Here is a 19347-nt window from a genome sequence, read left to right as displayed (position 1 = left end):
ATGGCTGGCGCCAAGAACCACGATTACCATATTCTACCCCCCAGCGCGTGGCCGATCATCGGCTCGTTCTCGGCGCTGGGCATGGCGTCGGGCGGCATCATGTGGATGCACGAGGCGGCGGGCGGCGGCTGGCTGTTCCTCGCCGGCCTCGCGGGCGTCCTCTTCACCATGTACTGCTGGTGGGCCGACGTGGTGCGAGAGGCGCATGCGGGCGACCACACGCCCGTCGTGCAGCTTCACCTTCGCTACGGCATGATCCTGTTCATCGCCTCGGAAGTCATGTTCTTCCTCGGCTGGTTCTGGGCGTTCTTCGACTACACGCTGTTCCCGGTGCCGGTCGAATATGCCGAGGGCGTGGTGTCGGTCGCGGCTGACGCGGTCGCCTCCTGGCCGCCCAAGGGGATGGAGGTCATCAACGCCTTCGAGTTCCCGCTCCTCAACACTTTCATCCTGCTGCTGTCGGGCACCACGATCACCTGGGCGCACCATGCGCTGATCCATGGCGAGCGCGGCGGCGAGAAGACGGGCATCTGGGGCCTGATCGGCGTCGGCAACCGCGACGGCGTGCTCAAGGGCCTGTGGCTGACGATCCTGCTCGGCCTGCTGTTCAGCTCGATCCAGGCGTATGAATATGCGCACGCGCCGTTCGATTTCGGCAAGTCGAACTACAGCTCGGCCTTCTACATGGCGACCGGCTTCCACGGCTTCCACGTCGCGGTCGGCACGATCTTCCTGATCGTCAATCTCGTCCGCGCCTATCGCGGGCACTTCACCCCACGCCAGCATTTCGGGTTCGAGGCGGCGGCCTGGTACTGGCACTTCGTCGACGTGGTGTGGCTGTTCCTGTTCGTGGTCGTCTATGTGTGGGGCGGCTGGGGCGCGCCGACGCACGGCGGTTGAGCAGCGAGGATCATCGGGGGGTCGGCGCGCCGAAGGATGCGCCGGCCCCCCTGTTCGTTCAGGCGACGCGCGGCCTCTGCCCGCGCTGCAACGCGCCGACGCTGTTCGCCGGCGTGCTTCGCTTCGCCGACAGGTGCAGCAAGTGCGGGCTCGATTTCTCTGCCTTCAACGTCGGTGACGGGGCGGCGGCGTTCCTGACGCTGGCGATCGGCACGATCGTCACGATCCTCGGCATCGTCGTCGAGCTGGCCTACGAGCCACCCTGGTGGGTGCATGTCGCGCTGTGGCTGCCGCTGACGCTGGTGTCGGTCACGATCACGACGCGCTGGACCAAGGCGGCGCTGGCGGCGCTCGAATGGAAGAACGGGGCGGGCGAGGGGCGCATCCGGTGAAGCGGCGCGTGCCGGTCGTCGCCACGCTGGTTGTCCTCCTTGCCGCCGCGGCGATGGTGGGGCTGGGGCTTTGGCAGCTTCAGCGGCGGGAGGCGAAGCACGCGCTGCTCGCCAGCTTCACGCGCAACGCGGCATTGCCCGAGCGGCCGCTGCCGGTGCCTGCCCCCGACACCGCGCTGTTCTCGCGCGTCACCGCTACCTGCACCGCGCCGTCGTCGCCCACCCGATCGGCGGGCCGCAGCGAAGGTGGCCGAAGCGGCTATCGCTTCCTCGTGGCCTGCCGCGAGGGGTTCGTCGTCGATCTGGGCGTCGCCAGCGACCCGCGCCTGACCCCCGCCTGGCCCGGCGGTTTCGTCCGCGGCATCCTGACCCGCGCGCCCGACGCGACGTCGTTCGTTGAACGGCTGTTTGGTGCCCGCCCGACGCCAAAGCCAATGATCGTCCCCGCCGCCGCGCTCGCCCCCGGCCTCTCGCCCAGCCGCGCGCCCGATCCGGCGAGCGTCCCGGACAATCACCTGGCCTATGCGGTCCAGTGGTTCGCCTTCGCGGCGATGGCGCTGGTCATCTACGCCTTCGCGCTCCGCCGTCGGCGATAGCGGCGCAACGCAGTCCCCAACCAACCCTTGCATTGCCCAGCGGCGTCCACGCGCCTAAGCGATCCGGCCATGCGGTATGTGAGCACCAGGGGGAGCGCGCCGGTCCTCGATTTCGAGGGCGCGACGCTGGCGGGGTTGGCGGCGGACGGCGGGCTGTACGTGCCCGAGGCGTGGCCGACGCTGACCCGTGACGAGATCGCGGCGCTCGCGGACCTCGACTATGTCGAGACGGCGGTGCGGGTGATGGCCCCCTTCGTCGCGAGCAGTCTGACCGAGGACGACCTTCGCACGCTCTGCACCGCCGCCTATGGCCGGTTCGCGCATCGGGCGGTGACGCCGCTGGTCCAGCTGGGTCACGACCAGTGGCTGCTGGAGCTGTTCCACGGCCCGACGCTGGCGTTCAAGGACGTGGCGCTGCAACTTGTCGGCCTCTTGTTCGAACGCTTCCTGACCGGCGCGACCGAGCCGCTGACGGTGATCGGCGCGACCAGCGGCGATACGGGCTCGGCGGCGATCGACGCGCTGGCGGGGCGCGGGGGCGTCGACATCTTCATGCTGCACCCGCACGGCCGGGTCAGCGATGTGCAGCGGCGGCAGATGACCACGGTGCTCGCCCCCAACGTCCACAACATCGCGATCGAAGGGGACTTCGACACCGCGCAGGCGCTGGTGAAGGCGATGTTCCGCGACCCCGGCTTCAGCGGCCGGTTCAAGCTGTCGGCGGTCAACTCGATCAACTGGGCGCGACTGATGGCGCAGGTGGTGTATTATTTCTACGCCGCGGTCCGGTTGGGCGCGCCCGGGCGACCCGTCGCCTTTAGCGTGCCGACGGGCAATTTCGGCGATGTGTTCGCCGGCTACGTCGCAGCGAAGATGGGCCTGCCGATCGAGCGGCTGGTCGTCGCGACCAACGTCAACGACATCCTCCACCGCGCGCTGTCGTCGGGCGATTATTCGAGCGGCACGGTGACGCCGACCGCGACGCCGTCGATGGATATTCAGGTCAGTTCGAACTTCGAGCGGCTGCTCCACGACCTCGCCGGTCGCGACGGCGCGGCGATCGCCGGGCAGATGGCGGGCTTCGAAGCGACGCGGGCGATGCGCCTGACCAATGCGCAATCGCAGGGGGCGTCGGCGCTGTTCCACAGCATTGCGGTGGACGAGGACGGCATGGCTGCGGCGATGGCGCGCGCGCATGACGGGGCGGGGCAGGTGCTCGATCCGCACACCGCGATCGGCTACGCCGCGGCGACCGCGCTCAAGGGCGAGGCACCGATGGTGACGCTCGCCACCGCGCATCCGGCCAAGTTCCGCGATGCGGTCGAGCGGGCGACGGGCGTCCGCCCCGCGCTGCCCCCGCGCGTCGGCGACCTGTTCCAGCGCGAAGAGCGGTACGACGTGCTGCCGGCGACGTTCGAGGCGGTGACCGCGTACATCGCCGAGCGAGCGCAGCCGCGCGTGCCATGACGCTCGTCACGCTCACCGGCGAACCCTGGGCCGATTACGGCCTGATCGACAGCGGGCATGGTCGCAAGCTGGAGCGGTACGGCCGCTTCCGCTTCATCCGGCCCGAGCTGCAGGCGATGTGGGCCCCCGCCAGCGCCGACTGGAAGGCGGACGGCGAGTTCATCCCCGGTGCGGACGAGGATGGCGGCGGCCGCTGGCAATTGTCGGCGGATGTGCCCGCGGGCGGCTGGCCGCTGGCGTGGCGCGAGGCGAAGTTCACCGCGAGCAACACGCCGTTCCGGCATCTGGGGTTCTTCCCCGACATGGCCCCCGTCTGGGACTGGATGCGGGCGCGGATCGAGGGGGCGGCGGACCCCGAATGCCTCAACCTGTTCGGCTATACCGGGGTCGGCACGCTGGCGCTGGCGGCGGCGGGCGCGCGGATGGTGCATGTCGATGCGTCGAAAAAGTCGGTCGAGGCGGCGCGCGGCAACGCGGCGCTCTCCGGCATGACCGAAAAGCCGATCCGCTGGCTGATCGAGGATGCGGGCAAGTTCGTCGCGCGCGAGGTGCGGCGCGGCCGGCGATACGACGGCATCATCCTCGACCCGCCCAAATGGGGCCGCGGGCCGAATGGCGAAGTCTGGAAGCTGGAAGAAGGGCTGCCCGGCCTGATCGCCGATTGCCGACGATTGCTCGATGCCGACAGCCGCTTTCTGTTCCTGACGGTCTATGCCGTCCGCCTGTCGGCGATCGCGATCGGCGAGCTGGTGCGCCAGCAATTCGCCGACTTGCCGGGCCGGGTCGAGGCGGGCGAACTGACGGTGCGCGAGGAAGCGCGCGGGTTGGAACTGCCGACGGCGATCTTCGCGCGGTGGTCTCGGGACTGAGGCTTGGCGGCGGGCGTCGATCGTGAGATTATCCCGGCGCTATCGGGAGATGTCACGATGACCCTGACCCAAGATCATCGTTGGCGCGCCCTGCTATGGGGCGCGCTCGGCGGGTTGTTTGTCCTTCCCGTCATCGCGATGATGCTGACGAGCGAGGTGCGCTGGACGGCGTTCGATTTCGTCGCGGCGGCGGTGCTGCTCGGCGGTCTGGGCCTCGCGATCGAACTTGCGATCCGGTTCGGCGGGACGGCGCGTAACCGGCTGCTGCTGTCGCTGGCGGCGGTGGCGGGTGTTGCGACCGTCTGGGCCGACGGCGCGGTGGGGATTTTCTAACCCCGCCCCATCCGCATCGCTGCGCCCGCGACGAACGGCGCGCCGGCGAGCAGCAGCAGCGATACCGCGCCGAGGAGCTTGACCGCGCCCGGCCCCTCGCCCGCGCCGAAGATGAGGAGCGGCAGCGCGAGCGGGAGCATCACCAGCCCTGCCACCGCGCCAGCGCCGCGCAGGCCGGCGGTGAGCGCGCCGGTCGCGACCGCCAGCGCCGCCAGCCCCGGCGTGCCGATGGCGAGGCCGATCAGCACCCGCACCAGCGTCGCCCCGTCCATCCCGAGCAGCCCTGCGGCGATCACGCTCGCCAGCATCAGCGGCGGGCCGAAACCCAGCCAGTGGCCGACCGTCTTGGCGAGCGCCACGCCCGCATCGGGGAGCCCGCGCGCGGCGAACTGATCGAGCACGCCGGCCTCCATGTCGGGGCCGACCAGCCGCTCGACGGGCATCAGCGCGGCGAGCAGTGCCGCGGACCAGACGACGCCGCCCGCGATCCGGCCGAGTAGCTTCGCATCCGGCCCGACCGCGAACGGGAACAGGATCGAGACGAGCAGGAAGAAGGCGACCGGCAGCATCACCCCGCCGCCGACCCACGCCCGGCGCAGCTCCCGCCACGCAATCGCAGCGAACGCGCTCACAGGCGCAAATCCTGTGCGTCCGGCAGCGCGATGGGCACATGGCTTGCCACCAGCACCGCGCCGCCGCCCGCGCGATGCGCGTCGATCGCCGCCTCCAGCGCCGCGACCGAGGCGGTGTCGAGGCCGTTGGCCGGCTCGTCCAGCAGCCACAGCCGCGCGCCGCTCGCGACCACGCGGGCGAGCGCGGCGCGCTTGCGCTGGCCCGTGGAGAGGAAGCGGACCGGCACCTCGGCAAGGTGGCCGATGCCCATCGCGGCAAGCGCCGGCGCCACCCGCTCGCGTCCCCCGTCGAGCGCCGCCCAGAAACCGAGCGCGGCGGCGAGCGGCAACTCGGTGTCCAGCGCGGCGGCCTCGGCGGCGAGTGCGGCGGGCGCTTCGCGGTCGATCCGGCCGGCGGCGGGGGCGGAGAGTCCGGCGGCGAGGCGGACGAGGCTCGACTTTCCGATGCCGTTGGGGCCGGTCAGCAGCGCGGCCTCGCCCGGCCCGAGCGCGAAGCTAAGCCCCGCGAACAGCCGCCGCCCGCCGCGGTCGCAGGCGACGTCGTGAAACGCCAGCAGGCTCACTCGGCCGCGGCCTCCAGCGCGTGCATGTCGCCGTCGGACAGGCCGAAATGATGGCCGACTTCGTGCACCACGACATGATGGACCAGCGCGTCTAGCGTCACGCCGGTTTCGATCCACTCCCACAGGATCGGCAGGCGATAAAGGTGGATGCGGTCGGGCATCGCGCCCGTATCGAACGCGGACTTCTCGCCGATCGGGCGGCCGTGATAGATGCCGGTCAGTTCGATCGGATCCTCAATACCAAGCTCGTCGAGTGTTTCATCGTCGGCATAATCCTCGACGATCAGCACGACATTTTCGAGATGCTGCGCGAACGGCGCGGGGATGCGGGCGAGCGCAGCCCGCGCGAGCCCTTCGATTGCGGCGGCGTCGGGGGCGGCTTGGCAAGCGGGGGCGGGTTCGGCCATGAGGGGGGCATAGCAAGGCAGAAGCATCAAGGGGAGCGGCATGATCGAGGCACTGAGCGAAGCCGAGAGGGTTGAGGCGCTGGAGGGACTGCCCGATTGGGATCACGACGAGGCGCGCGATTCGATCACGCGCAGCTTTTCGTTCGAGGATTTTTCGCAGGCCTTTGCCTTCATGACCCGCGTCGCGCTGCTGGCGGAGAAGGCGGACCATCATCCCGAATGGTCGAATGTGTATAACCGTGTGGAAATCCTGTTGACGACGCATGACGCCGGCGGCCTGTCGTCGCGCGACGTGGACATGGCGCAGGCGATCGACGCGCTGGTGGATTGATTCTCCTTCGTCACCCCGGACCTGATCCGGGGTGCTACTTCTTCTTTCTGCCGTCAGAAGAAGAAGAAGAAGAAAGAAGCGGGATCCGGCTCAAGGCCGGGATGACAGGATAAGGGGGGCGTTGCCCCCCGGCCTCCACGCCCCTAAAGCGCGGGCCGACATGGACCCGCGGCTCGCGCATATCGACACCTGGATCTTCGATCTCGACAACACGCTTTATCCGGCGGGTGCTGACCTGTTCGCGCAGATCGAGGCGCGGATGACCGATTACGTCGTCGCGCTCGAAGGCTGCGACCGGGAGACCGCGTTCGCGATCCAGAAGCGGCATTTCGTGGCGCACGGGACCACGTTGTCGGGGCTGATGGCCGAGCGCGCGATCGATCCGCACGAATTCCTCGCCTTCGTCCACGACGTCGACATGGATCGCCTGTCGCCCAACGACCGGCTGGTCGAGGCGATCGCGCGGCTGCCGGGCCGCAAGCTCGTCTTCACCAACGGCGATGCGCCCTATGCGACGCGCGTGCTCGGGCGGCTGGGGCTGGAGGGCAGCTTCGAGGCGATCCACGACATCCACGCGACCGGCTATCTGCCGAAGCCCCACCCCCAGGCCTATGACGGGCTGTGCGAGGCTTGGGGCATCGACCCGACGCGCGCGCTGTTCGTGGAGGATATGGCGCGCAACCTGCCCCCGGCCAAGGCGATCGGCATGACCACGGTCTGGATCGACAACGGTTCGGAGCAGGTGGGCGTGGACCGCGCCGCGATCGATTTCGTCACCACCGACCTCACCGCGTGGCTGACCGACCTTTGGGAGGACCTATGAGCGAGCAACTGCAAAGCGTGATCGAGGTGGCGTGGGAGGATCGCGCCGCGCTGTCCACCGCGACCACGGGCGAAGTGCGCGAGGCGGTGAACGCCGCGCTGTCGCTGCTCGATGCGGGCAAGGTGCGCGTGGCCGAGCCGGGCGAGGACGGCAACTGGACCGTCAACCAGTGGCTGAAGAAGGCGGTGCTCCTCTCCTTCCGCCTCAACCACAACGAGATCATGGAAGGGCCGGGCGGGGCCAACTGGTTCGACAAGGTGCCGTCGAAGTTCCAGGGCTGGGACGCGGGCGCGTTCCGCTCGGCGGGCTTCCGCGCGGTGCCGGGCAGCGTCGTGCGCCGCGGCAGCTTCGTCGGCAAGGGCGCGGTCTTGATGCCGAGCTTCGTCAACATCGGCGCCTATGTGGGTGAGGGGACGATGGTCGACACCTGGGCGACGGTCGGCAGCTGCGCGCAGATCGGCCGTGACGTCCACCTGTCGGGCGGCGCGGGCATCGGCGGCGTGCTGGAGCCCTTGCAGGCCAATCCCGTCATCATCGAGGACGGCGCTTTCATCGGCGCGCGCGCCGAGGTGGCCGAGGGCGTCATCGTGCGGAAGGGCGCGGTGCTGTCGATGGGCGTCTATCTCGGCGCCTCGACCAAGATCGTCGACCGCGCGACGGGTGAGGTGACGACGGGCGAAGTCCCTGAATATGCCGTCGTGGTGCCCGGCTCGCTGGGCGGCGGGGACGGCAAGCCGGCGCTCTACTGCGCGGTCATCGTCAAGCGTGTCGACGAGCAGACGCGCGCGAAGACCAGCATCAACGAGCTGCTGCGCGCCTGATTTCCATCGTCACCCCGAACCGGGTTCGGGGTGAAGTGTTGTATTGGACTGAGACACCCGATAGCCTCCCGCCGACAACGGATTCGGGGGAGTCGATCATGCCGTATAAGCTCAACAGCCGCGCCCTGCTGGCCAGCGCTGCCGCCATCGCCGCGTTCGCGACCGCACTACCGGCGCAGACGCCTGCGCCCGCCGGCGATCTGATCCCGCGCGCGCTGATTTTCGGCAATCCCAGCCGCTCAGGGGCTCAGGTCAGCCCCGATGGTAAAAGCGTTGCCTGGCTGGCGCCGGTCGACGGCGTGATGAACATCTGGGTCGCGCCCGTCGGCAATCTGGCAGCGGCGAAGGCGGTGACGAGCGAGCGCAAGCGCGGGCTCGCCAACTATGCCTGGGCGCCCGACGGCCAGTTTCTGCTCTTCCTCAACGACGAGGGCGGGAACGAGAACGACCATGTGTTCGCCGCGTCCGCCGCGGGCGGCGCGACGCGCGACCTGACGCCGGTGGGGCCGAAGGTGCGCGCGCAGATCCAGGGGGTCAGCCCCCTGAAGCCCGGCGTCGTCCTGATCGGCCTCAACGATCGCGACCCGCAGTTCTTCGATCTTTATGAGGTCGACTACAAGACGGGTGCCAAGACCAAGGTCTTCGAGAATCCGGGCTATGGTGATCTCGTCACCGACAACCAGTTGCGCGTCCGCTTCGGGGCAAAGACGACGCCGGGCGGCGGGCAGGCCTATTATCGGCGCGAGAGCGACGGTAGTTGGAAGGAGGCGGTCGCCTTCGGCAACCAGGACGCCTTCACGACCGGCCCGCGCGGCTTCGACCGCGACGGGGGCACGATGTACTGGACCGACAGCCGCGGACGGGACAAGGCGGCGCTGGTGGCGATGGACACCGCGACGCTGAAGACGACGGTGCTCGCCGCCAGCGACAAGGCGGACGTGCAGAACATCCTCACCGACCCTACGACGTTCAAGCCGCTTGCCTATTCGGTCAATTACCTGCGCAGCGAATGGACGCCGCTCGATCCGGCGGCAAAGGCGGATCTGGATTTCCTGAAATCGAAGCTCAAGGGCGAGCTTTCGATCACGTCGATCAGCGACGACGGGCGCTACGCCACCGTCACCGCCAATTCGGCGGAGCAGCCGGCGGTCGCCTACCTCTACGACCGCAAGGGCAAGACGCTCGCCAAGCTGTTCGACAGCCGCCCCGACCTGTCGCGCTATCGCCTGCGCGCGATGCAGCCGGTCGAGGTGAAGGCCAAGGACGGGCTGACATTGGTCAGCTATCTGACGCTCCCGGCCGATGCCGATCCCGATGGCGACGGCAAGCCGAACCGGCCGGTGCCGATGGTGATGTATGTTCATGGCGGCCCGTGGGCGCGCGACAGCTATGGCTACAACTCGATCCACCAGTTCGTGGCGAACCGCGGCTATGCGGTGATGAGCGTCAATTATCGAAGCTCGACGGGCTTCGGTAAGGGCTTCGTCAACGCCGGTGTCGGCGAATGGTCGGGCAAGATGCACCAGGACCTGCTCGACGCGGTCGATTATGCGGTGAAGGCCGGGGTGACGACGCCCGACAAGGTCGCGATCATGGGCGGCAGCTATGGCGGCTATGCGACGCTGGTGGGCGTCACCTTCACCCCGGACCGCTTCGCCTGCGGCGTCGATATCGTCGGCCCGTCGAACCTCAAGACGTTGATGGAGAGCTTTCCGGCCTATTGGCGCCCGAGCCTGGAGGGCAATTTCTACAAGCATATCGGCGATCCGGCCAAGGCCGCCGACGTGCCGCGGATGATGGCGCAGTCGCCGATCAGCCGGGTAGACGCGATCAAGGTGCCGCTGCTGATCGGTCAGGGCCAGAACGACCCGCGGGTCGTGAAGGCCGAGAGCGACCAGATCGTCGAGGCGATGCGCACCAAGAAGCTGCCCGTGACCTACGTCAACTTCACCGACGAGGGGCACGGATTCCAGCGGCCCGAGAACCGGCTCGCCTTCTTCTCGATCACCGAGGGGTTTTTGCAGCAGTGCCTGAAGGGCCGTGCCGAGCCGATCGGCGACGCGTTCAAGGGCTCGTCGATCCAGGTGCTGGAGGGGGCGCAGTTCGTGCCGGGTGTGAGCGCGGCGCTGCCCGAGGCGGCGGGGGCGGCGGGCAACTAAGGGCAAGCGGGAGCGGCGGCCTGTCGCTCCCTCACCCCAGCGCCTCGACCTGTTCGGCCAGTTCCAGCCAGCGCATCTCGGCGGCCTCCTTTTCGCCGGTCAGGCGGGCGACGTCCTTCATCAGCGCATCGAACCGCGCCGGGTTCTTCACGAACAGGTCGGGGTCGGCCATCGCCGCCTCCGCCTTCCCGATCTCGGCGTCGATCGCCTCGATGCGAGCGGGTAGCAGGTCGTAGTCGCGCTGGTCCTTGTAGCTGAGCTTCGCCGACTTGGGCTTCGCGACCTCGACCGGCTTCGGCGTCGCCTTCTTCGCCGCGACCTGTCGCACGCGGCGCTTGGCGTCCCAGTCGGCATAGCCGCCCGCGACCATGTCGGCGACGCCCGACCCGTCGAGCCCGAGCGTGACCGTCACCGTGCGGTCTAGGAAGTCGCGGTCGTGGCTGACGATCAACACCGTCCCCTCATAGTCGCCGATCACTTCCTGAAGCAGGTCGAGCGTTTCGAGGTCAAGGTCGTTGGTCGGCTCGTCCAGCACCATCAGGTTCGAGGGCCGGGCGAACTCGCGCGCCATCAGGAGGCGGGAGCGTTCGCCGCCCGACAGCGTGCCGACCTTGGCGTCGATCAGCTCGGGCGCGAACAGGAACTCCTTGAGATAGCCGTGGACGTGCTTGCGCACCCCCAGCACGTCGATCCACTCGCCACCGTCGGCCAGCACTTCGCGCACGGTCTTTTCGGGGGCCATGCGGCTGCGCTGCTGGTCGATGATGACGGGTTCGAGCGTTTTCGCCAGCTTCACCTCGCCGCTGTCGGGCTTGATCTGGCCGGTCAGCAGCTTGATGAGCGTCGACTTGCCCGCGCCGTTGGGCCCGACAATGCCGATTCGGTCGCGGCGGGTCACGCGCAGCGTCAGGTCCTTCAGGATCGCGCGGTCGCCGAAATGCTTGGAGACGTGCTTGGCGTCGATCACCACCTTGGTCTTGGCATCGTCGGTGCCGACCGAGAGCGCGGCGGCCCCCTGCGGCCCCTGCATCGCGGCGCGTTCGGCGCGCATCTCGATCAGCTTGGACAGCCGCCCCTGGTTCCGCTTGCGCCGGCCGGTGACACCGCGCTGGAGCCAGTGTTCCTCGAGCTTCAACTTGGCGTCGAGCCTTTCGGCGGCGCGCTGTTCTTCCGCCGCGACCTGTTCGGTCCACGCCTCGAACCCGCCGAAGCCCACCTCGGCCCGGCGGATCCCGCCGCGGTCGAGCCACAAGGTCTGCTTCGTCAGGCGAGTGAGGAACGTCCGGTCATGGCTGATGACGACGAACGCGCCGTTATAGCGGCTCAGCCAGTCCTCCAGCCACTCGATCGCGGTGATGTCGAGATGGTTGGTCGGCTCGTCGAGCAGCAGCACGTCGGGGCTTTGCGCCAGCGCGCGGGCGATCGCGGCGCGGCGACGCTCGCCACCGCTCGCGGTCGCCGCCTCGCGATTGAGGTCGATGCCGAGCTGATCGGCGATCGCTTCGGCTTCGTGCCGCGCGGGGGCGTCGTCGCCCTTGAGGACGAAGTCGAGCAGCGTCGCGCAGCCCGCAACCTGCGGGTCCTGTTCCAGCATCACGACGTTGGTGCCTGGCACGATCGTGCGCCGCCCCTCATCCGGGTCGAGCCGGCCGCCGATCAGCTTCAGGAGCGTCGTCTTGCCCGCACCGTTGCGTCCGATCAGCGCCAGCCGGTCGCGCGCGCCGATATGGATGTCGAGATTGCGAAACAGCCAGCCCGATCCCTGGATCAGGCCGAGGTCTTCATAGGAAAGCACGGGAGCGGCCATGGCGCGCCACCTAGGGGCTTTGGCGGGACGCGGCAAGAACGCCGGCCCGTGGCAGGAAAGCCACGCAAGCGTTGCCACAAGGTTACGGGCTTATTCAGAGGCTGTTCAACGCCGGGACCCTATGCGATGCGACATGAGGATGACGGGGCTCAGCGCTCTTGTGGCGGTAGCGTGCGCGTGGACGGCGGCGGGGGAGATGCCCGCGGCCGCCGCCGAACAGCGCCGCGACGACCACCGCGCGGCGCGCGCGGCGCGGGTCGAGGGCCGTATCCTGCCGCTGCGCGAGCTCGAGCGCCGGGTGATCCCGCGAATGCCGGGCGCGCGCTATGTCGGCTTCGACTTCGATTCGGGAACCGCGGTCTACACCTTCAAGTTCCTGCGCGATGGAAACTTGATCTGGATTGATGTCGACGGGCGGTCGGGGCAGATCCTCGGCCGGTCCGGCAACTAGAACAGCTTTAGGGGAACGCGATGCGCGTCTTGATCGTCGAGGACGAACCGAACCTTCGCCAGCAATTGTCGAACACGCTGACCGGCGCCGGCTATGCCGTCGATACCGCCAGCGATGGCGAGGAGGGGCATTTCCTAGGGTCGACCGAGCAATATGACGCGATCATCCTCGACCTCGGCCTGCCCGAGATCGACGGGCTGACCGTGCTCGACCGCTGGCGGCGCGAGGGGCGGACCGCGCCGGTTCTGGTGCTGACCGCGCGCGACAGCTGGTCCGACAAGGTGGCGGGCCTCGATGCCGGTGCCGACGACTATGTCGCCAAGCCCTTCCAGACCGAAGAGCTGATCGCCCGCCTGCGCGCGCTGATCCGCCGCGCGTCGGGTAACGCCTCGGCCGAGCTGAACGCGGGCGATATCCGCCTCGACACCCGCTCGGGCAAGGTCACGAAGGCTGGCGATCCGGTCAAGCTGACCGCGCAGGAATACAAGCTCTTGAGCTACCTCCTCCACCACAAGGGCAAGGTGGTGAGCCGCACCGAGCTGATCGAGCACATCTACGATCAGGATTTCGACCGCGATTCGAACACCATCGAAGTGTTCGTTACGCGCATCCGCAAGAAGCTGGGCGCCGACGTCATCACGACGATCCGCGGCCTCGGCTATAGCCTCGACGATCCGTCGGGCGCGCCGGCCGCGGCCGACTGACGGGCCGGGTACCGATCCGATGAGCGAGCCCGCGCCCGACCGCGCGCGTCCCTATGTGCGCGTCACCGGCTCGCTCAGCCGGCGGATGATCTTCATCGCCAGTGCGTGGATCCTGCTGTTGCTGGCGGGGGGCGGCTTCGCGCTCGATCGGGTGCTGACCGGCGCGATCACGCGCAATTTCGACGACCAGCTCGACTATCTGCTCACCTCGATGATCGTCTCGGCAGAAATCGACAATACGGGCGAGGTGGTCTTCAACCGCGAACTGGCCGACCAGCGCTTCTTCGAACCCTATTCGGGGCTTTACTGGCAGGTGTCCGGCAAGGGGTTCCGGCCATACCCCTCGCGATCGCTGTGGGACCGGGTGCTGCGCGTTCATGCCCATGCGCCCAATGGTTCGGTCCACACCTATGATTCGAACGAGTTTGCCGACGAGAAGCTGCGCGTCGCCGAACGCGACGTGAAGCTGCCCAAGTCGAACACCTGGTGGCGATTCCAGATCGCGCAGAGCCGGGCGATGCTGGACGCGCAGATTGCGGCGCTGCGCCAGACGCTCGTGCGCAGCTTCCTGCTGCTCGGCCTCGGCCTTATCGTGATGGCGGCGCTTCAGACGTGGTACGGGCTGTTGCCGCTCAAGAAGCTGCGCCGCGACCTGGCGGCGATGCGCGGCGGCACCTCGCCGCGGATCGAGGGGCCGCTGCCCGCCGAAGTCGCGCCGATGGTCGAGGAACTGAACGGCCTCATCCAGCATAACGAGCGGCAGGCGGAGGAAGCGCGGCGGCATGCCGGCAACCTTGCCCACGCGCTCAAGACGCCGCTGACCGTCATCATGAACGCGGCCGCCGCGGGGACCGACGACCTGCCCGAGACGGTGGTGCGAGAGGCGCGGACGATGCGCCGCCAGATCGACCACCACCTCGCGCGCGCGCGCGCCGTCGGCCGGCGCGGCAGCGCCCACAGCCGGGCGGAGGTCTGGCCGTCGATCGAGGCGGTCGAGCGGGCGGTCGCGCGCCTTTATCGTCACGTCCGCATCGACGTGGACGGTCGCAAGGACCTGTCGGCGCATATCGAGCGGCAGGACCTCGACGACCTGCTCGGCAACCTGGTCGAGAATGCCGCGAAATATGGCGGTGGCAGCGTGTTCATCACCGTCGGCGCGACCGCCGGCTTCGTCGAGATCATGGTCGAGGACGACGGCACCGGCATTCCCGAGGCTGATCGCGTCCGCATCTTCGACCGCGGCGTGCGACTGGACAGTGGGAAGCCGGGCACCGGCCTTGGCCTTGCGATCGTTCGCGACGTGGCGGAAATCTATGAGGGGACCGTCAGCCTCGAGGAAAGCGAGGATCTGGGCGGGCTGCTGGTGAGGCTGCGTTTACCGATGGCCAACTGAACCGGCGACCCCGGACGCGATCCGGGGCCGCACGGCGTCGCTTCGGGTCATGGCGCGGTTTCGGGTGCCTTCGCCTCGGCGAGGATCAGCGAGAACCAGCCCTTCGGATCGGTCCACTCGGCGACCGGCGTCCAGCCGCCGGTGCGCAGCAGCACGCGGGCGCCGCGCTCGCCATATTTGTGACTGTTCTCGGTGTGGATCGTCTCACCCGCGGCGATTTCGAACGGGCGGCCCTCGACGGTGAAGACGACGTCGCGCACTGCCTCCAGATGCATCTCGATGCGCGAGGCGTCGTCGTTCCACACCGCCTTGTGCCGGAAGGCGTCGACGGGGATCGTCGCGCCCAGTTCGCGGTTGATGCGGTCGAGGAGGTTGAGGTTGAACGCCCCCGTCACGCCGGCGGCGTCGTCATAGGCGGGGACGAGGACGCCGGCATCCTTCACCCGGTCGATGCCGATCAAGAGCATCGCGCCCTCGCCCAGGCTCTCGCGCATGGCCCGCAAGAGGTCGGCGGCGACGTGCGGGGTCATGTTGCCGATCGTCGAGCCGGGGAAGAAGCCGAGCTTGGGCATGTCCGCCACTTCCGCCGGCAGCGGCACGGGATGCATGAAATTGGCCTCGACCGGCAGGACGGCGAGGTCGGGAAAGCCCTTGGCCAGTTCCGCCGACGACGCGCGCAGGAAGTCGCCCGAAATGTCGATCGGCACGTAAGCCGCGGGATCGACGCAGTGGAGGAGCCGCGGCGTCTTGGTCGACGAGCCCGAGCCGAACTCGATCACTGCCCGGCCCTTGCCGACGCGGGTCGCGACCTCCGGGCAGGCGCTTTGCAGCAGCGCCACTTCGGTGCGGGTGGGGTAGTATTCGGGCAGCTCGGTAATGGCCTCGAACAGCTCGGAGCCGCGCCGGTCATAGAACCAGCGCGCGGGGATCGCACGCGGGCGGCGGGCAAGGCCGCTCAGCACGTCGCCGCGGAACTCCGGGTCGGCGAGGCTCGCCTGTCCGTCCTCGATCTCGGGCTTCAGCATATGGGCAGGTCCTTTGCGAGGCGAACGCCGGTGAACTGCCAGCGCTGATGGGGGTAGAAGAAGTTGCGATAGCTGGTGCGCAGATGCCCGCGCGGGGTCGCGCACGACCCGCCGCGCAGCACGAACTGCCCGCTCATGAACTTGCCGTTATATTCGCCGACCGCGCCCTCTGCGGCGCGAAAGCCGGGATAGGGGCGATAGGCGCTGCCGGTCCATTCCCACACGTCGCCGATGAAGGCGGGGCCGCCGGACGAGGGCCGCGGCTCGACCGCGGTCGCGGCGTCCATCTGGTTGCCGCTCGCAGGGTCCGCAGTAGCAGCGGCGACTTCCCACTCGGCCTCGGTCGGCAAGCGGGCGCCCGCCCAGCTTGCATAGGCATCCGCCTCGTAGAAGCTCACATGCGTGACCGGCGCGGCGGGGTCGACCGGGCGCCGCCCGTCGAGGCCGAAGCGCGTCCAGCCGTCGCCGGCCTTCTCCCAGTAGAGCGGGGCGCCGATCCCCTCGGCCTTCACCCAAGCCCAGCCATCGGCCAGCCAGTGGCGCGCGTCGGCATAGCCGCCATCGGCGATGAACGCCGCCCACTCGCCGTTGGTGACGGTCCGATCGGCGATCGCGTGCGGGCTCAGCAGCACGCGGTGGCGCGGCCCCTCGCAATCGAAGGCGAAGCCGGCACCGTCATGGCCGATCTCCTGGATCCCGCCGTCATGCTCGATCCAGCCGATCGGGCCGGGCATCGCCACCGGCTGCTTTCGCTCCGGCGTATGGATCGCGGGTTCGCAGGGGTTTTCGGAGAAGAGATGCAGGATGTCGGTGACGAACAGCTCCTGATGCTGCTGCTCGTGATGACAGCCGAGCTCGATCAGTTCGAGCGCCGCGGGCGGCAGCGTGTCGATCGCACCCGCGACCGCCTCGTTCACCGCGCGGCGATAATCGAGCACCTCGGCCAGCGTCGGGCGCGTCACCATCCCGCGCCGGTGCCGCGCATGGCGCGCGCCCTCCGCCTCGTAATAGCTGTTGAAGAGGAACGGGTACCGCTCGTCGAACAGCGTGTAGCCCGGCACATGGTCGCGCAGCACGAACGTCTCGAAGAACCAGGTCGTATGCGCCAGATGCCATTTGGCGGGCGAGGCGTCGGGCATCGACTGGACGGTGGCGTCGGCGTCGGACAGCGGCGTGGCCAGTGCCTCGGTCAGCGCGCGCACGGCCTCAAAGCGGCTCGCCGTCCCCGGCGCCCGCTGACTCGATTGTCGATCTGGCTGCAAGTCGCTCTCCTCGTCACCGAAACGCGGCGCACTGCATCATCAGACGTTCAGCGTGAGGCCCCCGGAACCCATAAAACGTCCCCGCCGGCACTTTGGTTCAACACGCGGGACAAACAAAAAGCAAAGTCCGACAAACGGTTGATGTAGATCAACACTTCCGGATTGAGGGCATGTTCGGCCGCCGCGGCGACGACCGCACGCTCGGCCCGCCGGATCGTCGCACGCGCGACGTGCATCGCCGCCGACGCCGGCGTGCCGCCCGGCAGGATGAAGCTGGTGAGCGGTTCGAGCACCGCGGTCATCGCGTCGATCGCCGCCTCGACCCGCGCGGTCTGCGCAGGCGTTACGCGCAGGTCGTGCTCACCGCCCGGCCACGGTGTGGCGAGGTCGGCGCCGAGGTCGAACAGCTCGTTCTGAACGACCGCCGCCGCCTCGCGCCATTCGCCGGGCGGCATCTGCGCGAGAGCAACGCCGAGTGCGGAGTTGGCCTCGTCCACCTCGCCCACCGCGGCGATCAGCGAGCCTGCCTTCGACACGCGCGACCCGTCGACCAGGCCCGTGGTGCCTGCATCGCCGGTGCGCGTGTAGATGCGGTTGAGCTTGACCAATTCAGGTCCGCCCGGCGGCGAACATGATGAGGACGACGATCAGCACCGCGATCGCCTGAAAGAAGATGCGGAACTGCATCATCTTGTTCGACTTGATCGACGCGGCGGACGGCGGGCCGTCGCCCTTCAGCTCGGCCTCCGTCACCTTGAGAAAGGCGACGATGCCGCGGATCAGCGCGACGACCGTCGCGATCATCGCGGCGATCAGCAGGATGACGAGGAAGGTGTTCATGCCAGCAATCTAGGCGTTCATGGCCCCGAAACCAAGCGGAAGCCGCCCTGCCTTTAGGTCCATGGCGAGTGTCTTTCCGTCCATACCTCCTGCGCGCAGGTCGGCGAGCGAAGGCGCGCCGTGGCGCTTCGCCAGCCGCTCGCCGTCCGGCCCGGCGAGCAGTGCGTGGTGGCGATAGACCGGCGTCGGCAAGCCGAGCAGCGCCTGGAGCAGGCGGTGGACGTGCGTCGCCTCGAACAGGTCACGGCCGCGAATCACATGACTGACGCCCTGCGCGGCATCGTCGACCGTGACGGCGAGATGGTAGGAGGACGGCGCATCCTTGCGCGCCAGCACCACGTCGCCATGCATCGCCGGGTCGGCGGCGACGGTGCCGGCGATCTCGTCGGTCCAGTCGAGCGGCCCCGCGCGCTCGATCGCGCGGCCCATGTCGAGCCGCCAGCAATGCGGCCGCGCCGGATCGATGCTGCGCCCGCGGCACGTGCCGGGATAGACGACCCCGCCCACCCCGTGCGGCGCGCTCGCCGCCGCGGCGATATCGGCGCGCGTGCAGATGCAGCGATAGACGAGGCCCATCGCCTCCAGCCGCGCCAGCGCGTCGGCGTACAGCGCCAGCCGCTGCGACTGGAACACGACCTCGCCATCCCAGTCGAGGCCGAGCCAGCGCAAGTCGGCGAGAATACCCTCGACATGTTCCGGCCGACTGCGCGTGCCGTCGATATCCTCGATGCGGAGCAGGAAGCGCCCGCCCGCTTCCCGCGCCCGCGAATGCGCCTGCACCGCGGACCAGGCGTGGCCGAGATGCAGCGCCCCGGTGGGGCTCGGCGCGAAACGGGTGACGATGCTCATCGACGGTCTTGACCATTCATCGCCGGGCATGCTGTCATGCCCCTGTCATGCTGTTCGGCGACAGCGTGACCCGCGTGTTGGTGACTGGGAGTTTCCATGTACCACCCCGATCTGATCCGCCATCCGGACGGTTGCCCGGCCCTGGTGCTCAATGCCGATTTCACGCCACTGAGCTACTACCCCCTGTCGGTCTGGCCGTGGCAGACCGCAATCAAGGCGGTGTTCCTCGACCGCGTCAACATCGTCTCGCACTACGAGCGCGAGATCAGGAGCCCGAGCGCGCGGATCAAGCTGCCCTCGGTCATCGCATTGAAGCAATATGTGAAGCCGTCGCAATTCCCGGCGTTCACCCGCTTCAACCTGTTCCTGCGCGACAAGTTCGGGTGCCAATATTGCGGTTCCGGCAGCGACCTCACCTTCGATCACGTCATCCCGCGTGCCTATGGCGGGCGCACGACGTGGGAGAACGTCGTCACCGCCTGTGCGCCCTGCAACCTCAAGAAGGGCGGCCGCACCCCGCGAGAGGCGCACATGCCGCTCTATGAGCAACCCATCCGCCCGACGAGCTGGCACCTGCAGGAAAACGGCCGCCGCTTCCCGCCCGGCTACCTGCACGAGACGTGGCACGATTGGCTCTATTGGGACGTCGAGCTCGAGGCCTGAGGCCGTCGGCGGCATTGCCGCGCGACGATCAGGATCACCGCGATCCAGAGCGCGGCGATG

23 protein-coding genes are annotated in these 19347 nt (G+C 68.6%); 14 read left to right on the top strand and 9 right to left on the bottom strand.

Features of this window, described 5'->3' with window-relative positions:
• The 6 genes from FHR19_RS17065 (at position 1) to FHR19_RS17040 (ending at position 4557) form a co-directional block, all read left to right on the top strand.
• Positions 1–900 carry a cytochrome c oxidase subunit 3 gene (locus tag FHR19_RS17065; protein ID WP_184031047.1) on the top strand — a complete coding sequence of 300 codons (900 nt, stop codon included), beginning with the start codon at positions 1–3 and terminating at the stop codon, positions 898–900.
• Entirely contained in the window at positions 897–1292 is a 396-nt protein-coding gene (locus FHR19_RS17060) for a DUF983 domain-containing protein (RefSeq protein WP_184031044.1), read from the top strand. Before FHR19_RS17065 ends, FHR19_RS17060 begins: the two co-directional genes overlap by 4 nt.
• Positions 1289–1888, top strand: a complete 600-nt coding sequence (locus tag FHR19_RS17055) for an SURF1 family cytochrome oxidase biogenesis protein (RefSeq protein ID WP_184031041.1) — start codon at positions 1289–1291, stop codon at positions 1886–1888. The genes FHR19_RS17060 and FHR19_RS17055 overlap by 4 nt, the downstream gene beginning before the upstream one ends.
• 69 nt (positions 1889–1957) lie before the next feature.
• Positions 1958–3355: a threonine synthase gene (gene thrC, locus FHR19_RS17050; protein ID WP_184031038.1), complete on the top strand. Its 1398-nt coding sequence runs from the start codon at positions 1958–1960 to the stop codon at positions 3353–3355.
• Positions 3352–4224 (top strand): class I SAM-dependent rRNA methyltransferase, encoded by an 873-nt coding sequence (locus FHR19_RS17045; RefSeq protein ID WP_184031035.1) that lies wholly within the window; start codon positions 3352–3354, stop codon positions 4222–4224. The genes thrC and FHR19_RS17045 overlap by 4 nt, the downstream gene beginning before the upstream one ends.
• Before the next feature lie 57 nt (positions 4225–4281).
• Positions 4282–4557 (top strand): hypothetical protein, encoded by a 276-nt coding sequence (locus tag FHR19_RS17040; protein ID WP_184031033.1) that lies wholly within the window; start codon positions 4282–4284, stop codon positions 4555–4557.
• Here FHR19_RS17040 and FHR19_RS17035 read toward each other — a convergent pair.
• Genes FHR19_RS17035 through FHR19_RS17025 form a run of 3 tightly spaced genes read right to left on the bottom strand, consistent with a single transcriptional unit; the run spans position 4554 to position 6159 of the window.
• On the bottom strand, positions 4554–5189 hold the full coding sequence (locus FHR19_RS17035; RefSeq protein ID WP_184031030.1) for a heme exporter protein CcmB: 636 nt from the start codon (positions 5187–5189) through the stop codon (positions 4554–4556). The two genes, FHR19_RS17040 and FHR19_RS17035, sit on opposite strands and share 4 nt — an antisense overlap.
• Positions 5186–5752 carry a heme ABC exporter ATP-binding protein CcmA gene (ccmA, locus tag FHR19_RS17030; protein WP_184031028.1) on the bottom strand — a complete coding sequence of 189 codons (567 nt, stop codon included), beginning with the start codon at positions 5750–5752 and terminating at the stop codon, positions 5186–5188. Before ccmA ends, FHR19_RS17035 begins: the two co-directional genes overlap by 4 nt.
• Positions 5749–6159, bottom strand: a complete 411-nt coding sequence (locus FHR19_RS17025) for a metallopeptidase family protein (RefSeq protein WP_184031026.1) — start codon at positions 6157–6159, stop codon at positions 5749–5751. Before FHR19_RS17025 ends, ccmA begins: the two co-directional genes overlap by 4 nt.
• Before the next feature lie 40 nt (positions 6160–6199).
• Here FHR19_RS17025 and FHR19_RS17020 point away from each other — a divergent pair, with 40 nt between their 5' ends.
• The 4 genes from FHR19_RS17020 to FHR19_RS17005 all read left to right on the top strand — a co-directional run bounded on the left by FHR19_RS17020 (position 6200) and on the right by FHR19_RS17005 (position 10293).
• Complete coding sequence (locus FHR19_RS17020; protein ID WP_184031024.1) at positions 6200–6490, top strand: 4a-hydroxytetrahydrobiopterin dehydratase; 291 nt, start codon at positions 6200–6202, stop codon at positions 6488–6490.
• A gap of 160 nt (positions 6491–6650) precedes the next feature.
• Positions 6651–7313, top strand: a complete 663-nt coding sequence (locus FHR19_RS17015; RefSeq protein ID WP_184031022.1) for a pyrimidine 5'-nucleotidase — start codon at positions 6651–6653, stop codon at positions 7311–7313.
• A complete protein-coding gene (dapD, locus tag FHR19_RS17010; protein WP_184031020.1) occupies positions 7310–8134 on the top strand; it encodes a 2,3,4,5-tetrahydropyridine-2,6-dicarboxylate N-succinyltransferase in 825 nt (274 codons plus the stop codon). Before FHR19_RS17015 ends, dapD begins: the two co-directional genes overlap by 4 nt.
• A 98-nt stretch (positions 8135–8232) precedes the next feature.
• Positions 8233–10293, top strand: a complete 2061-nt coding sequence (locus FHR19_RS17005; protein WP_184031017.1) for a S9 family peptidase — start codon at positions 8233–8235, stop codon at positions 10291–10293.
• Positions 10294–10324: 31 nt separating this feature from the next.
• On the opposite strand, the gene FHR19_RS17000 is transcribed toward FHR19_RS17005, so the two are convergent.
• Entirely contained in the window at positions 10325–12100 is a 1776-nt protein-coding gene (locus tag FHR19_RS17000; protein ID WP_184031014.1) for an ABC-F family ATP-binding cassette domain-containing protein, read from the bottom strand.
• Between the two features lie 196 nt (positions 12101–12296).
• Here FHR19_RS17000 and FHR19_RS16995 point away from each other — a divergent pair, with 196 nt between their 5' ends.
• The 3 genes from FHR19_RS16995 to FHR19_RS16985 are packed head-to-tail and all read left to right on the top strand — an operon-like array spanning position 12297 to position 14648.
• Positions 12297–12551: a PepSY domain-containing protein gene (locus FHR19_RS16995; RefSeq protein WP_246359610.1), complete on the top strand. Its 255-nt coding sequence runs from the start codon at positions 12297–12299 to the stop codon at positions 12549–12551.
• Between the two features lie 20 nt (positions 12552–12571).
• Positions 12572–13255, top strand: a complete 684-nt coding sequence (locus FHR19_RS16990; protein WP_184031012.1) for a response regulator transcription factor — start codon at positions 12572–12574, stop codon at positions 13253–13255.
• 19 nt (positions 13256–13274) lie between these two features.
• Positions 13275–14648, top strand: a complete 1374-nt coding sequence (locus FHR19_RS16985; RefSeq protein ID WP_184031010.1) for a sensor histidine kinase — start codon at positions 13275–13277, stop codon at positions 14646–14648.
• Positions 14649–14695: 47 nt separating this feature from the next.
• Here the strand turns inward: FHR19_RS16985 and egtD are convergent, their stop codons facing one another.
• The 5 genes from egtD to gluQRS are packed head-to-tail and all read right to left on the bottom strand — an operon-like array spanning position 14696 to position 18624.
• Positions 14696–15673 carry an L-histidine N(alpha)-methyltransferase gene (egtD, locus tag FHR19_RS16980; RefSeq protein WP_184031008.1) on the bottom strand — a complete coding sequence of 326 codons (978 nt, stop codon included), beginning with the start codon at positions 15671–15673 and terminating at the stop codon, positions 14696–14698.
• Positions 15667–16935, bottom strand: coding sequence for an ergothioneine biosynthesis protein EgtB (gene egtB / locus FHR19_RS16975; protein ID WP_184031006.1), 1269 nt, complete (start codon positions 16933–16935; stop codon positions 15667–15669). Before egtB ends, egtD begins: the two co-directional genes overlap by 7 nt.
• Positions 16936–16982: 47 nt before the next feature.
• Positions 16983–17543: a cob(I)yrinic acid a,c-diamide adenosyltransferase gene (locus FHR19_RS16970; RefSeq protein WP_184031004.1), complete on the bottom strand. Its 561-nt coding sequence runs from the start codon at positions 17541–17543 to the stop codon at positions 16983–16985.
• 1 nt (position 17544) lies between these two features.
• Positions 17545–17775 (bottom strand): twin transmembrane helix small protein, encoded by a 231-nt coding sequence (locus FHR19_RS16965; RefSeq protein WP_184031002.1) that lies wholly within the window; start codon positions 17773–17775, stop codon positions 17545–17547.
• 9 nt (positions 17776–17784) lie between these two features.
• Positions 17785–18624 carry a tRNA glutamyl-Q(34) synthetase GluQRS gene (gene gluQRS, locus FHR19_RS16960; protein ID WP_184030999.1) on the bottom strand — a complete coding sequence of 280 codons (840 nt, stop codon included), beginning with the start codon at positions 18622–18624 and terminating at the stop codon, positions 17785–17787.
• A 96-nt stretch (positions 18625–18720) separates the two neighbouring features.
• Here gluQRS and FHR19_RS16955 point away from each other — a divergent pair, with 96 nt between their 5' ends.
• Positions 18721–19287, top strand: a complete 567-nt coding sequence (locus FHR19_RS16955) for an HNH endonuclease (protein WP_184030997.1) — start codon at positions 18721–18723, stop codon at positions 19285–19287.
• Positions 19288–19347 lie beyond the last annotated feature (60 nt).

This window comes from Sphingomonas yantingensis (assembly GCF_014199325.1).
In the GTDB taxonomy this organism is placed as follows: domain Bacteria; phylum Pseudomonadota; class Alphaproteobacteria; order Sphingomonadales; family Sphingomonadaceae; genus Sphingomonas; species Sphingomonas yantingensis.
The sequence above is the reverse complement of the archived record's forward strand: the minus strand, read 5'-3'. Positions and strand labels throughout refer to the sequence as shown.